Below are 15,596 nucleotides of genomic sequence, written 5' to 3' on the forward strand. Positions count from 1 at the left end.
TCACGACGAAGCCCGTAACATCTTTCTGACCTTGCGCGAGAGTTCATCAAGGGTCGCCATAAGCCGGCTCATCTGTGAGATCGAGGCCGTCAGGTCTGGTCGATACCGGATGACGAGATACTCTCTGTTTGAGGAGAGACTGGCCAGGTGCTCCGCCGTGCGCCTGCGCAGAACGAGGCCGGCGTCTACTGCTCTTCGTGTCCGCTCGCCAAGATCGAGCTGCAAGCCATTTACGGTGTCGCGATCGAGGCCCTTGGCAAGCAGGAGAGCATTCAGATGGAGCTCAATGGAATGGAGAGCGAGAAGGCGTCGCGGCGGGTGGCCGGACTTGGACACGCCCTCACCGAGCGTGACGGCCGCGTCTCGGTACTGCGTCGCCAAGGCCAGAATGTCTCGAACCTTTGCTGATTGATCAGGATAGGCCAGGTCCATTCAGCTTGCCTCCAGGCTCGAGCGACAAGCCCGTGTCTCGCCGGCCCGTTCTTCCATGCGCATAAGATCCCTCAGCATGGTCCGCAGCTCTGGCCAGGGTGCCTCTTCGAGCTTTAAGCCCGGATCGTGTGTCACGATCAGGCAATGGAACTTCGCGGTGATTTCGATCAGGCAGGACGGCCTCGTGATCCACATGACACGGCCCAATATTCCGAGATGTCGCGCGAGCTCTTGTTCCAGGGTAACAGCGTCGCTGTAGCCCAGGTGCTTGTCGGCCTTTTTCCATTGTTTCCGGCGCTGACGAAGTTCAGTCCTTGCCCGAGACAGTTGGTCGGTATCCACCTGGTAAGCCAGGCGATTGAGCTCGGCGAAAGAGTGCACCACCACCGGCTGGTCGCTTCCAACAATCTGCAGTTCGGCAACCGGAAAACCGCCGGCCTGCTCCAGCATTTCTGCTTCTAGCTTTTGTCTGAAGCGCGTCGCCTCCAACAGTTGCTTATGACGGGCATACCATCGTGGCCACATTTCGCGGACAGGCGTTGGACCGCTCGCTCTTCGCGGGCCGTTCGGATCGGCAATACGGGCGCTCAGAAAGCGCGCCGCGACCGGCAGAAGGTTTCGGCGGTCGATCACGTACGGCAGCTTTTCGATCGCGCCGTTCTCAAAATTTTCTTCTCTACGGGTGATTGCAGGCAAAGTTCTGCTATTCTCAGAATCAGCCATGATCCGAGCTCCAGCTAGCTAGGTTGTGGTTAGGCTGGCCTCGGTGGTACGAACACCAAGGCCAGCCGATTACAGCTTATAAGGGTACAAGCGGTGACGAAAATGAGCAAGTTAAATCACAACCGTGTTGTGAAATGAACGCTATCCAGTGCAGGCTTGCCCGCGTTGCATTAGGCTGGGGAGTGCGGGAACTGGCTGTCGCGGCAAATGTTTCAACCCAGACAATTAGCCGTTTGGAGAGAGGTGACCAGCTGCGAAGCGGCACTGTTGACGGCATAAGACATGTGCTTGAAGATGCAGGCATCGAGTTCATCCCAGAAAATGGTGGTGGCGTCGGCGTTCGCTTTTCCAAACCAAGAGATTGAGCAAGCGGCATCCACGCAAGCGCCCTGCATCGTCTCAATGAGGATCCAACGGCCGCCAGAGACGGGTATGATCGATACGGAGGTTTCGGTGGTCAGGTCGGGCAAGTGAGGGCAGGGCGCTTTTCAATTGGAGCGGCTTGCCGGGCCTAGGCTTCCCGGATCCCGGCGTTGGCCGTCGCGATGCTGATCCTCCGAGACGAGGCTTTTTNAAGCGGCATCCACGCAAGCGCCCTGCATCGTCTCAATGAGGATCCAACGGCCGCCAGAGACGGGTATGATCGATACGGAGGTTTCGGTGGTCAGGTCGGGCAAGTGAGGGCAGGGCGCTTTTCAATTGGAGCGGCTTGCCGGGCCTAGGCTTCCCGGATCCCGGCGTTGGCCGTCGCGATGCTGATCCTCCGAGACGAGGCTTTTTAACCGGTCAAACCGCGCGCGAACGGGCTCTGTCAGCTGCGCTGCTGGCGCTTCGTACGCTCATTCTTGTTGGTGGCTCGAAGCCGACTAGCTTTTTCGGCCAGATATGCGCGGGGTAAATAGCGCCACCACTCGAACCCAAAGTGCCGCTCTCGTGATTTAGCGCGGCGGATTGCTCCCATTGAGCAGCGTCGCCTGGATCATGTCAGCAGCTCGCGTATCGCACGATCTCTGCGAAGCATCCAGGCGGACTCGCGCGCATTGACGTAGTCGTGAACACAAAAGATCCCATTCCGCACCCATTTCGTTCTTTACAACAGGGCTCTCTGGTCGCTGAAACATATCAGTCTGCCACATCCTGTTCAGCATGCCGCCGCAAAGCCGACGGGTTGGTAACGATTATTGAGCGATAACCGGTTTCAATCCAACCGGCCTCGACGAAACGTTGGATGGCGCTGTTGACTTGCTTGCGGGATGTGTTCGTCAAGATACCGAGATTTTCCTGGGAAACGGAAATAGGAGCATCTGTCGACCAGGACATGCGATGCAGAACTGACGCAATTCTTGAGCTGACACTCTTCTTCTGCAGATCATGTACGATTCTAAGTAGTTTATCCGCCGCCAAGATAGAAATAACGCCGAAAGCCCGAATGTTGTTCGGGTCAGATGCGGCCATCTGCTCCATCGTCTCCAGCGGGACGTGCATCACCCAGGTTTCGCTCCGCGCGAACAGCTCGATCCGTCTTGGCTTGCCGGTCATGAAGCTGTCTTCGCCGGTCCATCCGCCGGGTACGGCGATGTGGATCAGGCGCGGCGTTGAGTCGAGAGGCGCGGTGTCCACGGTCACAGTCCCTGAAACAAGACCATAAATGCCCCCGGCCGGGTCGCCCGGACGGAATATGACCTGACCTGCGTCAAATTTCAGAAGTAGCGCATTTTGCAGCAAGCGTACCCTGAAGGCTTCAGGCATTTGAGCCAGCCACCCAGCCTCGCACATGATGCGTTCCGCATGCGCCCGTGACATACGCGCCATTTTCTTCTCCAGATTGTGCGGTTCGACACAATGTGCCGTTCAAAAGCTCTGTATCAACTTTATGGCGAGAAGAAAGAGGCCGCGACGATCAGGGGTAAGCCGGCTTCTCTACGTGTTTACGGCTGATGCCTGCCCACATCCCCATCGAATTGTTCGGCCACGCGTATGTGGTCGTCTCGAGATCGCATATCCAGGAGCTCTTGCATGCTATCGAAGATCTATCAATTGGCCTTGTGCTCGGTCATCGCACTTGCCGGCCAAGGCATAGAACCGGCCGCGGCAGAAACCGCCGCAAAGCCAGAGATTACGGATCCACATTTCCAGTTGGCTTCGGGCTATCTCAAGCAAAAGGATCTGCCCGATAGCCTTGTGCTGCTTGCCCCGCCGCCGGCCGACGGTACTGCGACGCTTGCGCGTGACGAAGAGTTGAGAGCCGCAACCATACCTCTGCGCGGTACGCCGCGCTGGGATCTGGCGCGCGCAGACGCTGATCTGCAATTCCCGCAGCCGGCGAAAAACTTCTCCTGCGCAATGGGCGTCGATATTGATGAAGAAAAGACCCCTCACCTATATCGCTTGATGCAGAAGGTCCTGACTGATGCAGGCCTGTCGACGTATGGCGTGAAGAACACCTACAATCGCACTCGTCCTTTCGTGGTCCATAACGAAGGCACCTGCTATCCCGATCAGGAGCCGCTGCTGCGAACCGACGGCTCGTATCCTTCAGGCCATACCGCGGCTGGCTGGGCCTGGGCGCTGGTGTTGAGCGAAATCAGCCCGGAACGCGCCGATTTCCTGATGAAACGCGGCATAGAATTCGGCCAGAGCCGCGTAATTTGTGATGCACATTGGCAGAGCGACGTCGATGCGGGACGCATTATGGGTGCGGCGACGGTCGCAAAACTGCATAACAATGCAGAGTTCCTCTCGGATGTCGCGGCGGCACGCGACGAATTGAAGACTGCGGGGGCGGCCGAGGCATCAAGCTGCGTTGCGGAAGAAGCCGCTCTGTCGGCACGATAATATTCTCGGGCTTCTGTACAATTTTCAAGTATTCCACGAGCCGGTTGATCTAGCGTCCGGCTCTGCCCTCAGCAAACAACCGCGACACGGTGGTCCCCCATGCGAGCGAGAAAGCGCCTCCTGCCTCCTCCTGGCTGCAGCGTTTGGAAACCCTCTTCTGCGGGCGGGCTACGCTCACCGGAGAAAGGCGTGCTCTGTGACCGCTACATGTGCGCCGACAATACGGGTGTTTCGCGCCGGTTGACGCAAAAGCACCTTGGTAAGAAGGCTGCAATCAAACGGTTTTCACAGGGTGATTTCGACCAAGCGGAGTTCACTTTCGCCAATGGCATCTTCCGCGACGTCAAAGAGCGGCTATGCCGCGAAGACAGATACTTCGATGCGGACGGCAAGCGAAGTGCCACAATCACCAGGACGTACACGCGTCTCCTATTTCACCGGTAAACATTCCCTCGCCGGCGGACGTCCGAATTTTCGGAGGATGCAGCAAAGTGCGCGGCGGGGATCTGGAAAGCCAACCGACAGAAAATCCCAAAGCTAGGGATTTAAGTAACCTATTGCATTATCGAGGAGATTTTATGCCGTATTTGCCTGTAATCTGCGTTGTCGCCGCGTCTGTGGCGACGCTTGGGAGTGCGAACGCACAGACCCCCTCCACCACCGCAACCCCCGTCGGCGTCGAGAATTTCGTCCGCGCCGAGTCCGACTTGTACATAGGCAAGACGGTGAAGGACGGCGGCTTCGGCCAGTTCGTCCATAGCCGCGAACCGGTCTCCATCGACAACCAGAACGTCATCCGCATGAATCGTGACACGCTCTATTCGGAGGCGGTTTTCGATCTCGACGCCGGCCCCGTCACGGTCACGCTACCCGATGCGGGCCAGCGCTTCATGTCGATGCAGGTAGTCAGCGAGGACCACTATGTGCCGTCGGTCTTCTACGGCGCCGGCAGCTATACGCTGACGAAGGAGAATGTCGGCACGCGTTACGTGTTTGTCGCGATTCGCACGCTGGTCGATCCTGCCGATCCGAAGGACGTAGACCAGGTTCATGAGCTTCAGGACGCGATCAAGGTCAGCTTGGCAGGCGCCGGAAATTTCGAGGTGCCGAACTGGGATCAAGCAAGCCAGACGAAGATGCGCGAAGCCCTGCTCGTGCTCGGTTCGACGATCCCCGACTACAACAACGCCTTCGGCACAAAGGAAGCCATCGATCCGATCCGGCACCTGATCGGCACCGCGACCGGCTGGGGCGGAAATCCCGCCAAAGATGCGACCTACCTCAGCGGGGACGCGCCCAAGAACGATGGAGCTACCGTCTATACGCTCAAGGTTGGAGACGTTCCGGTCGATAGTTTCTGGTCGGTCAGCGTCTACAACGCCGAGGGCTACTTCGAGAAGAACCCATACAACGCCTATTCGCTGAACAACCTGACGGCAAAGAAGAGCGACGATGGCTCGATCACCATCCAGTTCGGCGGCTGCGACGGCAACATCGTCAACTGCCTGCCGACCGTGCCTGGCTGGAATTATACGGTGAGGCTCTATCAGCCGCGTGCCGAGATATTGAGCGGCGAATGGAGTTTCCCGCAGCCACAACCCTTGCCGTAAGACGGCTCATGCGGGCGGGCGGATCGGATTTCGCCCGCACGCGTATCCGGAGTGCCATTCGCTGCGCGGCCTTTTCTGAAACGGAAGCCGTTATCGAGGGGAAAATGAAGTTTTTTTCAGTATGCTCAACTGCATTCGCATCGGTTTTGACGCTTTCGCTTTCGGCGAAGGCTGCGGATAAGCAGTTTCTGCCATTCCAACCCGAAGCCGGCAGCGAGACCTCGTCTGGCTGGCAGTTAAATGCCAGCCCGTATTTCTGGGCTGCTGGCATCGACGGCACCGTCGGGCAGTTTGGCCATCCGCCGGCGAGCTTGAAGTCCGACTTCGGCGATATACTCAAGGATCTGGATTTCGCATTTATGGGCGTGGCAGAGGGTAGATATGACCGTTTCAGCGTTTTCAGCGACGTAATCTACACAAAGCTTTCTGTAAGTGGCCACAGCCCCGCCAGGGTTTTGACGAACAAGATCAGTGTGACGTCCGAGACGTTTTCGGGTCTGGTTGGAGGCGGCTACAGCCTGCTGACGAATGGCCGGGACCATCTGGACGTGATTGCCGGGGCGCGCCTCTGGTACGCGAGCACCAAGGTATCTTTCAGCGGCGGCCTCCTAGATGGCATAAGCCGCGAAGACAGCGCTACCTGGCTCGACGCCGTCGCAGGTTTCCGTGGAACGTATTTCCTCACGGATCAATTCTACCTCACGGGTTGGGGGAATGTCGGCGCCGGGCAAGCCGATCTTGATTGGGATGTCGCAGGTGCCATCGGCTACCAAATCAAGGATAGCATTTCGGCAGTGGCTGGATATCGCGCGATGGGTGTCGATTACAGCTCCGGCGGCTTTGACTATGACGTTGTGCAGAAAGGCCCGATGCTGGGGTTGGTTTTCCATTTCTAGTCGCAACGCAACGACGTCTGCGTGCGAGAACGCATGTCGGTCATCCGGTCGGGATGATGGAACCCGTCGCTCTGGCGGCATCAACACCAAAGACAACGCAGGTCGACATACTTTTGCCGACGACGCATCAGCCGTCCGGGGATCCGGCAACCTTGTTCAAACGCGAGCGCAATCAGGAACTCTCCTTCGCGGAAGTCGCGGTCTCGATCCCGTCGGAACGCGACGCCGGAACTGTGCAAGGCCGAAACGTCTGCCAGCCAACCCCGCCACGGATTTCGCTGGTTCGCGGTCGTCAGTGGAAACGGTCTCGGTGCTGTGGCGGGCCGCAGATTCAATGACACGACCTTGCCCAAGCAAAAGGGCTGAGTCCGGCCTGCGGCAGAACTGATGGCTTCATACCATCATTTGATGTCGAGCGGGCTCTCGGCAAGGAAATCGGGAGTACGACAGCCTATGCCTCATGCGTCGATAAACAAAACGTCAAAAGACGTGGAACAAGCAGCGCCCGCGCGCGCAGATGCTACTAACCGTGGCGATATTTATGCGGACGATCCGCAATCCTCTCAAGCTACAGGTTCCGAAGCCGACCAGACGCCCTGGGATTTCCTCGCGTCGCATGGCGGACCTTTCTACGAGCTTCAACGTCGGTTGAAGCTGCTGCACACACTCGCGCTCAACGCGGGTCGCCGTGCGGTGTTTTTCATCACGATTGCTTGGGCAATTCCGTTCTTTTTGGCTTTGCCCGGTAGCCTGTCAGTCAGCGATGCAGGAGCTTATCTCCGAGATCTCGGCGTTTGGGCCACTTTTTTCGTCGCTATCGGGACGTTCGTTCTTGCCGAGCGACAGGTCGAAGACGGTCTACGCACCAAGCTCCAGCATTTCCTTAGAGCACCGATCATTGCGCCCGTTTCGATGCAGAGCGCCGCGGAGGCGGTCCTTGTGGCGCTCAAACAGCGCGATTCCGGATTGGCCGAGATCATATGCGTGGCGTTGGCGGTCTTTGGCGGACTGTTCTACTGCGCACTTCTCCATCATGCTCCGTTGACGTCCTGGGCCGTCGAGCTTGCGCCGAACGGTAGTGCCATTAGCTTGGCGGGCTGGTGGTCCGTGGCGGTAAGCGTGCCTCTTTTCTGGTTCCTGATGCTGCGTGGGCTGTGGCGTCACTTCGTCTGGTCGCAATTGCTTAGGAAGCTGGCGAGGCTGGAACTGAAGCTGGTCGCAACACATCCCGACGGACAGGGCGGGCTCGCCTTCATCTCCGAATATCCCAATGCCTATATGATGTATATTTTCGGTGTCAGCGCACCTGTGGCGGTAACCCTCGGCAGGCATTTCGATATGGAAACCCTCAATGCGGCCAGCCTTACCGCTACCATGGCCGTATGGCTGGTGCTGGTGCTTGCATTGTTTGCCTACTCACTTTCTGCTTTCTGGAAACCCCTTGCCGACCTGAAGGCCGCCACGATTCTCGCGCTCTCCGTGCAAGCTACCCATTATCAGCGGCTTGCCGAACGCAAGGTTCTTGGCCGTAATGTGGCTGCCCACTGCGATGAGAGATCGGAGAGAAAGGAAGACATCGCCGATCCCTCCAAGCACCACGAGTTGGCGAAAAAGCTTTCGACAGTGCTTCTTAGCCGTAAGGCGGTTTTACCGGTCGGTGCGGCGGCACTCCTGCCATTCGCCATCGAGGGAGCGACCCGGTTGCCCCTGAAGGATGTTCTTTCGATCCTGAAAAAAATGCTGTTGCTCTAGGTTCTGGTGAGGATCGAACGTTTATGGGCATGAACGCTAGCGAAGGTTGCCGTGCGCACTCACCTCGTTAACTTGATGCAGTTTGTGACGATCTCTTCTACCCAGTGTCTTTTCACCGTCACGACAGCAGCCGATTCATCGCGCCGAACTCGTCATGTTCGACCCCGATGAAATTCAGGGCACGGTCAGCCATGTCACTGCCTCCCCGCTGAGACGTTGCAAAAGGCCCTTTCGGGACCGCTTGATCACGATGAAAATTGGACGCTGATGCCGTGCTGCCGTTGTGCCGCGGGCTCCAGCAAATGCATCGCTGGTTTCTCGAACATGTCCTTGTCGAATCCGAGCGGGTCGCTGTAGCCAGTCCAGGGTTGGATGCAGAGAAACGGCGCATCGGTCTTGGCCCAGAGGGCCAGATGCGAGAAGTTTTGCCAGGAAAGTTCGATGGATGATCCAACGGGCGAAACATAGGAGGCCGATGTGCAATCCAGATCGAGCAGGCACAGGGCCCCAGCATAAAAAAGCTCTTCGGTGAGCGCCAGGCGACCGTCTGCTAGGGGGACCTCGTAACGAGCGGGGTCCATCAAGCCGGCCGAGGTCAGCCTAGAACCAGACACCTTTTCCCTCGTGGGCAGGGCCAGGCTGTAGCCGTCTTTGTCACCCTGCGCGAAGGGCCACCGGAAACCCGGGTGGAACCCGATTGCGTATGGCAGTGCATCTTCTCCCGTGTTGATCACGTCGAACGTGATCTGAAGACCTCCAGCCGCCAGGAAATAAGTGACCTTCAGAACGAAGCGGAATGGATAGGATCGCAGGCTCTCGTCATTCTCCGCCCTCACGAGGACGACCTGGTCAGACGCCCGTTTCTCGATTGTAAACTTTGCCTGTCTGGCGAAACCGTGCGGCGGCATGTGATATGGCTTCCCGGCAATCCGAACGACCCCATCGTTCACGCGACCGATGACAGGGAAAAGGATCGGGCTCGTGCCGCTCCAGGAGGCCGCGTCTGCCTCCCACAATAGCTCATGCCCGCCGAGACGTAAGGACAGCAGTTCCGCGCCGAGGAGCGCGATTTCCGCCCGCATGGCGCCAGAAGTGATTGTAACGGTGTCATCCATTGATCCGACTCCTCAAGACGCCGCGTGTTGAAAGATTGCCTGTGCGCCCTTGATGGCCATGTCCCGGCCGGCAGAGACGAGCCTGGCGCCGAAGGCTTCGACAACCACCTCGTAGACATCGACCAGATGGTCATCACCGACGACCGCGATCGGGTCGCCGGGGGAAAACCAGTTCTGCTCGCGCGCTTCCCTGAATTCCCAGCCGACGACCAGTCCCCAGAGGCGGCTGCGCATGTCCTGCTGCTCCAGCTCCCCGGCAAGCCAGGCAGTGCGCAATGAAAACAGACGGGTCAGCAGTCCGCCGGCCCTGCCGCTGTCGTCCATCGCGAGCTTCACGCCATCAAGAAATGCCTGCCCGGTCGCGCTCGCCTCTCCCTTTGCCGCTTTCATCAAAAAGGAATGGTGGGCGACCGTGTTGAACACCTCACTCGTGACGAAGGTGCGGAACCGATGAATTTGGCCGCCGCGCAGCTCCGCCCATTTGGTATGTGTGCCGGGCAGGACGACGACGATGTCGCGCTCCAGTCCAAAACCAACCAGCTGCGTCTCCTCGCCTCGCATGACGTCAGAATGGGGATGGGCCGTGCGGTCGGTCAGGCCGGGCAGCAGGGTGAGTGTGTCGCCATGCGGCAGTTCGATCGTCCGTGCGGCCGCAGCCAGGTCCGCGGCGCTGGCCGGTGTCGGCACATAGGGCATCTCGATCCATCCGTTGCGACTACCGATCATTCCCGACGCGATGATCGACAGTCCGCCGCACCGCGCGCGCCAATCTGCCAGCTCACCGGACAGAACCTTTTCATGCTCGCCATTCGGGACCGATTGAATTCCCAAATCGCCCGTCTTCACCTCGCGAACGCCGCCGCTCTCGTCGAGCAGCGCGGCGGAAAATCCCGTCGTGCCCCAATCGAGGACGACCGTGTGCCGGTATGTCCGATCGCTCACAGCAAACTCCTTCCTACTTCATTGCCGATTGACACCGCTTAACATTTCCGCATAAGGTCCACAATGCAAATTATAAGTCTCACAATATGGACCAAAAGATGCGACTGAGTGGAATATTGCCGGTACTGCCCACACCCTTCGCCGATGATGGCGTCGATCTCGATGCGATGCGTCGGCTTGTACGATTTGCCTTGGAGGGGGGTGTCGACGGCGTCGTCTTTCCGGGCTTCGCAAGCGAGGTCGAGGCGCTGAGTGCAGAGGAGCGGGTAGCCCTCCTGGCAGCCGTGGTGGCTGAGGTCGCCGGCCGGATCCCCGTCGTCGCCGGCGCAAGCGGGGGCACCGTGGCGGAGGTCGTCGCCCATGCGCACCAAGCGGCGGCCCTCGGCATCGATTTGCTGATGATCCAGCCGCCGAAGTCGATTGGCGCGGGTGCCGAGGCCGTCGCGGCATTTCTCGGCGCGGTCGCAGCCCAGGTGCCGAACGCTGAGATCATCCTTCAGAATGCCCCGGCGCCACGCGGATCCGACCTCTCGCCGGAAGCCGTCGTTCATGTCGTCCGCTCGGTTCCGTCGGTGCGTTACGTGAAGGAAGAGACGCTGCCCGCGGGTCCGGCAATCACGGCCATCCTCGCCGAGGCGCCGGAACACCTGCGCGGGGTCATCGGCGGGGGCGGTGCCCGCTACATTCTCGACGAATACGAGCGAGGTGCCTGTGCGGCCATGCCGGCTCTGGAAATCGCGGACCTGCATGTGTCGCTCGATCGCGCTTTCCGCGACGGCCGGAAAAGCGAAGCCCGTGCCCTCTATATCCGTTCGCTGCCGCTTCTTGTTCTGCAGGCCGTCTACCGTATGCGGTTGACCAAGCATATCCTGATGCTGCGTGGTGTCGCCGACAACCGCATCGTGCGCGCGCCGACCCCTGAAATCGACGCACTTGCTCTTCGAGACATCGACGCATCCTATGCGGAATGTGGGCTGGGACGTCCCGGCGAGGGAGAAAACGCATGATCGATCGGGTCAAGTCTGTCGAAACCTTCACGCTGACCATTCCGCGCGAGCGCCCGTACCTTGGAAAGGCGCGCAGCGGAGAGGAGCCGAGCGCACGTGGCTATCTCGTGCGCAAGGGCAACAGGACGGTGTATCCCGTCTTCGATCGCAGCGTCCTGGTGCGCATCGAAACCGTGAATGGCGCAGTCGGCTGGGGGGAAACCTACGGGCTCGTCGCCCCGAAGGCGACGATGGAGATTATCGACGATCTCCTGGCAGACTTCACGATCGGCCGGGATGTCTTCGACGCTGCCGCAATTCACGATGACCTCTATGACCTCATGCGGGTGCGCGGTTATACCGGCGGCTTCTACCTGGATGCGCTGGCGGCCGTCGACATCGCGCTTTGGGATCTGGCGGGCAAGCTCGCGCAACTGCCGCTCTGCAAACTGCTCGGCGGCCAGCGCCGCGAGCGCATCGACGCATATGTCTCCGGATTGCCGGAAGACACGCGCGAAAAGCGGGCCGAGCTGGCGCTTCACTGGCGCGAGAAGGGGTTTTCGTCCTTCAAGTTTGCAGCACCGGTGGCCGACGACGGCGTCGCCCGCGAAATCGAGACATTGAGAGCGCGGCTGGGGCCATCAGCGCGTATCGCCTGCGACATGCACTGGACGCATACGGCCAGCGAGGCGATCGCGCTGATCAAGGCAATGGAACCTCATGGCCTCTGGTTTGCTGAGGCGCCGGTTCGCACGGAGGACATCGATGGTCTGGCGCGCGTGGCAAATGCCGTCGCAAGCGCCATCGCCGTCGGCGAGGAATGGCGAACGGTCCATGACATGGTGCCGAGAGTTGCTGTCCGGGCGATGGCAATCGTCCAGCCCGAGATGGGGCACAAGGGTGTGACCGAGTTCATGCGCATCGGACAATACGCCCAGGCCCATCACATCAAGGTTATTCCGCATGCGACCATCGGCGCCGGCATCTTCCTGGCGGCAAGTCTTCAGGCGAGTGCTGCGCTTGCAATGGTGGATTGTCACGAATTTCAGCATTCGATCTTCGAGCCCAATCGCCGGCTGCTCGAAACGGACATGGATTGCGTGGCGGGAGAATACGTCCTGCCGACGGGAGCCGGCCTCGGGGTGGAGCTCTCACGAGAGGCTTTGTCGCTTCTGAAGAAGCAGTGAATGAACAACGGAGGAGTGGAGGAATGATGAAGAGGATCAAGGACCGGATCGCCGCGGCGACCGTTGCGGGCCTGCTGGCCGGATTTGCGCTGCCCCAGACGGCCGGCGCTGAAACGCTCAAGTTCGTCTCCTGGCAGAAAGACGAACGGGGTATCGGGGACTGGTGGGGCACGGTCATCAAGGAATGGGAGGCGAAGCATCCGGGTGACACCATCGAATGGACGAAGGTGGAGCGAAATGCCTATGCCGATACGATGACAACCCTGTTTGCCGGCGGAACGCCGCCGGACATCGTCCATCTCGCCTCGTTCGAGTTCCAGACCTTCGCGAACAACGGCTGGCTGGAGGATCTCGGCCCCTGGATCGAGAAGGCCGGACTCGATCTGAACGGCTGGAGCGGGCAGAACACCTGCCAGTTCCAGGGCACGACCGTCTGCGTCATGATGCTCTATTACGGCGTTATCTTCGGATACAACGAAGACATGCTCAAGCAAGCGGGCGTGGCGGTACCGAAGAACTACGAAGAGTTCCTCGCCGCTGCACGCGCCACCACCAAGGACCTCAACGGCGACGGTATTCTCGACCAGTTCGGAACCGGCCACGAGACGAGAGGCGGCAGCGGCCAGTACCTGGCGGAAATGGCGAGCTACCTCTTCGATACTGGCGCACGTTTCACTGATGCCGAAGGCAACGTCACGATCGACACGCCCGAGATGGTCGAAGGCCTCAAGCGCTGGAAGACGGTCGTGACGGAAAACCTGACACCGCGCGACCTTTCCGCCGGCGAGGTGCGCAAACTCTTCGCGGACGGCAAGATAGCCCTCAAGATCGACGGCCCCTGGATCTATCAGATCATGCAGGACGGGACAGCGAAGGATAAACTGAAGCTCGCCAGTGTGCCCTTCGATCCGCCTCTCGGCGGCTCCTCGAACGTCCTGGCGATGCCGAGCGAAATCCCGGACGAGAAGAAGCAGCTGGTCTGGGACTTCATAGCCATAGCGACGTCGCACAAATTCCAGGGGAGTTTCGCGACGATGGCCGCCTCGACGCCGCCGGATCCGAATGCTGATCTGACAGAGGCGAAAGCCAAGCTGCCACACTTCGAACTCATGCTTGAATCGCAGCGGGCGGCTGCCAAGAACCGGATCGATCGCATTCCTGTGGGCCTCGAGGTCCAGTTCAACGAGTTTTCGAAGATGGTCCAGGAAGAGGCGCAGCGGATGATCATCGAGGATCTCGATCCGGCTGTCGTTGCGAAGACGATGCAGGAAAAGGCCGAAGCGCTCAACTAGCGCGAGCCTCTCGCCCTAGAGACACACGAACGTCCAGGCGCCCGACGGCGCTTGGCGCTCCCAACCTGAAAGCAACGCCATGAGCCTACGCTTCTTAGACCTGGCAAGGCCCAGCCGTCAGCATTATCTCGGCTATCTGCTACTGCTGCCGGCCGTCGCACTGGTCGCGCTGATTATCATCTATCCCCTGTTCGTCTCCCTGGATCTGTCGTTTCAGAAGGTCGGGATGGCGACGCTCAGCGCGCCGCGAAAGCCGTTTACTCTTCAGAACTACGAGAAGCTGTTCACATCGCCGGAGTTCTGGACAGCCTGCTGGGTGACGATCAAGCTCGTTGTCGTGGTGACGGTCGCCTGCTTTGCCGTGGGGCTTGCAACAGCCCTTCTGGTCAACAATCGCTTCAGGGGACGCAGCCTTGCGAGGCTCTTCGTCGCCTTGCCTTGGGCGGTTCCCGAGGTCATCGCGGTCGTCATCTTTTCCTGGATCTTCGATTCCTCCTTCGGTCTGATGAACTGGCTCCTCATCAAGCTCGGCCTGACCAGCGGCATGATCAACTGGTTCTCTGATCCGACAGCAGCCTTCTGGGTCGTCGCCGTCACGATGATCTGGAAGGGCTATCCGTTCGTCTCGATCATGACGCTCGCCGGTCTTCAGTCTATACCGGACGACTTCTACAATGCCGCGAAGGTCGACGGAGCCAACGCCTTCCAGCGCTTCCGCTACATCACCGTCCCCGTGCTCATGCCGGTACTGGGCGTGACGCTTGTGCTGGTCGTGCTGTGGGTGTTTCGCGATTTCTCCATCATCAAGGTGCTCACGGATGGCGGACCCCTGAAGTCCACGACGACGCTGTCGATCATGACGTACGACCAGGCCTTCGGCTTCTTCAACATGGGTTACGCATCGGCCATCGGCATCGTGACGCTCATCCTTTGCGTAGTGGTCAGCCTATTGATGCTCGGCCGCAAATCGCAAGCAATGTACTAGGGGGCCATCATGAAACGCACAGGGCTACAATCCCTTGCTCTCTATGCCGGTGTAATCGCCGTCTGTGGGATTCTGCTTTTTCCGATCTACTGGCTCTTCGTCACCGCCTTGTCGACGCTTTCCGAAATTCGGTCGTTGCCCCCGTCTTTCTGGCCGGCCGAGCCGCAGTGGAGCACGTTCGCCAAGGTGGCCTCCGAGCGACCGATCCTCTTGTGGCTGATGAACTCGACGCTGGCGGCCGCCGGCTCCGTAGCGCTATCGATGATCGTCTCGGTCTTTGCTGGCTACAGTCTTTCGCGCTTCAGCGTGAAGGGCAGCCGGCCCCTCGGCTTGTTCATCCTCACGGCGAAGATGCTGCCTGCAACGCTTCTTGTGATACCGCTGTTCGGGATCTTCCGGTCGATGGGGCTGATCGGCAGCCTTTGGTCGCTGGTTCTGGCACATTCGACGCTCATCATCCCCTTCACCACATGGATGCTGAAAGGCTATTTCGACACCATTCCGCGCGAACTTGAGCAGGCCGCCATGGTCGACGGCTGCTCGCCGCTCGGTGCGTTGTTCCGGGTCGTGCTTCCCGTGGCAACACCGGGCCTGGCGGCGACGGCACTCTATGCCTTCGTTCTTTCCTGGGCGGATTACGCCTACGCGCGGACGTTCCTGACCAACGCTCAGGGCAACTGGACGGCCAATCTCGGCATCACCACGATGAAGGGCGAATACGTCACGGATTGGAACGAAATCTCGGCCGCCGCCGTGTTTGTGGCCCTGCCCATCGTCGTCATCTACCTATTCCTCGAACGTTACTTAGTCGGTGGGCTCACCGCCGGCGCGGAGAAGTGAA

15 protein-coding genes are annotated in these 15,596 nt (G+C 59.5%); 10 read left to right on the forward strand and 5 right to left on the reverse strand.

All coding sequences use genetic code 11. From position 1 onward, the window contains the following. Both ASD00_RS41610 and ASD00_RS41615 read right to left on the reverse strand, forming a co-directional pair. Complete coding sequence (locus ASD00_RS41610; RefSeq protein ID WP_057206647.1) at positions 1–432, reverse strand: hypothetical protein; 432 nt, start codon at positions 430–432, stop codon at positions 1–3. Beyond that, positions 433–1,155 carry a hypothetical protein gene (locus tag ASD00_RS41615; RefSeq protein ID WP_244496036.1) on the reverse strand — a complete coding sequence of 241 codons (723 nt, stop codon included), beginning with the start codon at positions 1,153–1,155 and terminating at the stop codon, positions 433–435. Between the two features lie 134 nt (positions 1,156–1,289). Here ASD00_RS41615 and ASD00_RS38625 point away from each other — a divergent pair, with 134 nt between their 5' ends. Continuing rightward, on the forward strand, positions 1,290–1,520 hold the full coding sequence (locus ASD00_RS38625; protein WP_082523522.1) for a helix-turn-helix transcriptional regulator: 231 nt from the start codon (positions 1,290–1,292) through the stop codon (positions 1,518–1,520). A 757-nt stretch (positions 1,521–2,277) separates the two neighbouring features. Here the strand turns inward: ASD00_RS38625 and ASD00_RS11995 are convergent. Next, entirely contained in the window at positions 2,278–2,967 is a 690-nt protein-coding gene (locus ASD00_RS11995) for a Crp/Fnr family transcriptional regulator (RefSeq protein WP_057206664.1), read from the reverse strand. Between the two features lie 324 nt (positions 2,968–3,291). Between ASD00_RS11995 and ASD00_RS12000 the strand changes: the two genes are divergently transcribed. From ASD00_RS12000 to ASD00_RS12020, 4 genes are all read left to right on the forward strand, one after another. Then, the gene (locus ASD00_RS12000) at positions 3,292–3,990 is read left to right on the forward strand and encodes a phosphatase PAP2 family protein (RefSeq protein ID WP_225906363.1); all 699 of its coding nucleotides are present in this window, start codon (positions 3,292–3,294) and stop codon (positions 3,988–3,990) included. Between the two features lie 578 nt (positions 3,991–4,568). Then, positions 4,569–5,600: a DUF1254 domain-containing protein gene (locus tag ASD00_RS12010; protein WP_057206670.1), complete on the forward strand. Its 1,032-nt coding sequence runs from the start codon at positions 4,569–4,571 to the stop codon at positions 5,598–5,600. After that, positions 5,567–6,496, forward strand: coding sequence for a hypothetical protein (locus ASD00_RS12015; protein WP_156408045.1), 930 nt, complete (start codon positions 5,567–5,569; stop codon positions 6,494–6,496). The genes ASD00_RS12010 and ASD00_RS12015 overlap by 34 nt, the downstream gene beginning before the upstream one ends. A 453-nt stretch (positions 6,497–6,949) precedes the next feature. Further along, complete coding sequence (locus ASD00_RS12020; RefSeq protein WP_156585539.1) at positions 6,950–8,248, forward strand: hypothetical protein; 1,299 nt, start codon at positions 6,950–6,952, stop codon at positions 8,246–8,248. A gap of 245 nt (positions 8,249–8,493) precedes the next feature. Here the strand turns inward: ASD00_RS12020 and ASD00_RS12025 are convergent, their stop codons facing one another. Further along, a complete protein-coding gene (locus ASD00_RS12025; RefSeq protein WP_057206672.1) occupies positions 8,494–9,363 on the reverse strand; it encodes an aldose 1-epimerase family protein in 870 nt (289 codons plus the stop codon). 12 nt (positions 9,364–9,375) lie between these two features. Then, complete coding sequence (locus ASD00_RS12030; protein WP_057206674.1) at positions 9,376–10,305, reverse strand: 2-dehydro-3-deoxygalactonokinase; 930 nt, start codon at positions 10,303–10,305, stop codon at positions 9,376–9,378. 86 nt (positions 10,306–10,391) lie between these two features. Between ASD00_RS12030 and ASD00_RS12035 the strand changes: the two genes are divergently transcribed. The 5 genes from ASD00_RS12035 (at position 10,392) to ASD00_RS12055 (ending at position 15,595) form a co-directional block, all read left to right on the forward strand. Next, complete coding sequence (locus ASD00_RS12035; RefSeq protein ID WP_057206676.1) at positions 10,392–11,312, forward strand: dihydrodipicolinate synthase family protein; 921 nt, start codon at positions 10,392–10,394, stop codon at positions 11,310–11,312. Continuing rightward, a complete protein-coding gene (locus ASD00_RS12040; protein ID WP_057206677.1) occupies positions 11,309–12,478 on the forward strand; it encodes a mandelate racemase/muconate lactonizing enzyme family protein in 1,170 nt (389 codons plus the stop codon). The genes ASD00_RS12035 and ASD00_RS12040 overlap by 4 nt, the downstream gene beginning before the upstream one ends. A gap of 26 nt (positions 12,479–12,504) precedes the next feature. After that, positions 12,505–13,770 carry a sugar ABC transporter substrate-binding protein gene (locus ASD00_RS12045; RefSeq protein ID WP_057207301.1) on the forward strand — a complete coding sequence of 422 codons (1,266 nt, stop codon included), beginning with the start codon at positions 12,505–12,507 and terminating at the stop codon, positions 13,768–13,770. Positions 13,771–13,849: 79 nt separating this feature from the next. Further along, positions 13,850–14,755, forward strand: a complete 906-nt coding sequence (locus tag ASD00_RS12050) for a sugar ABC transporter permease (protein ID WP_025430908.1) — start codon at positions 13,850–13,852, stop codon at positions 14,753–14,755. 9 nt (positions 14,756–14,764) lie between these two features. Next, positions 14,765–15,595, forward strand: coding sequence for a carbohydrate ABC transporter permease (locus ASD00_RS12055; RefSeq protein ID WP_057206679.1), 831 nt, complete (start codon positions 14,765–14,767; stop codon positions 15,593–15,595). The last annotated feature ends 1 nt before the right edge of the window (position 15,596 follow it).

Source organism: Ensifer sp. Root31 (assembly GCF_001424825.1).
Lineage (GTDB): Bacteria > Pseudomonadota > Alphaproteobacteria > Rhizobiales > Rhizobiaceae > Ensifer > Ensifer canadensis.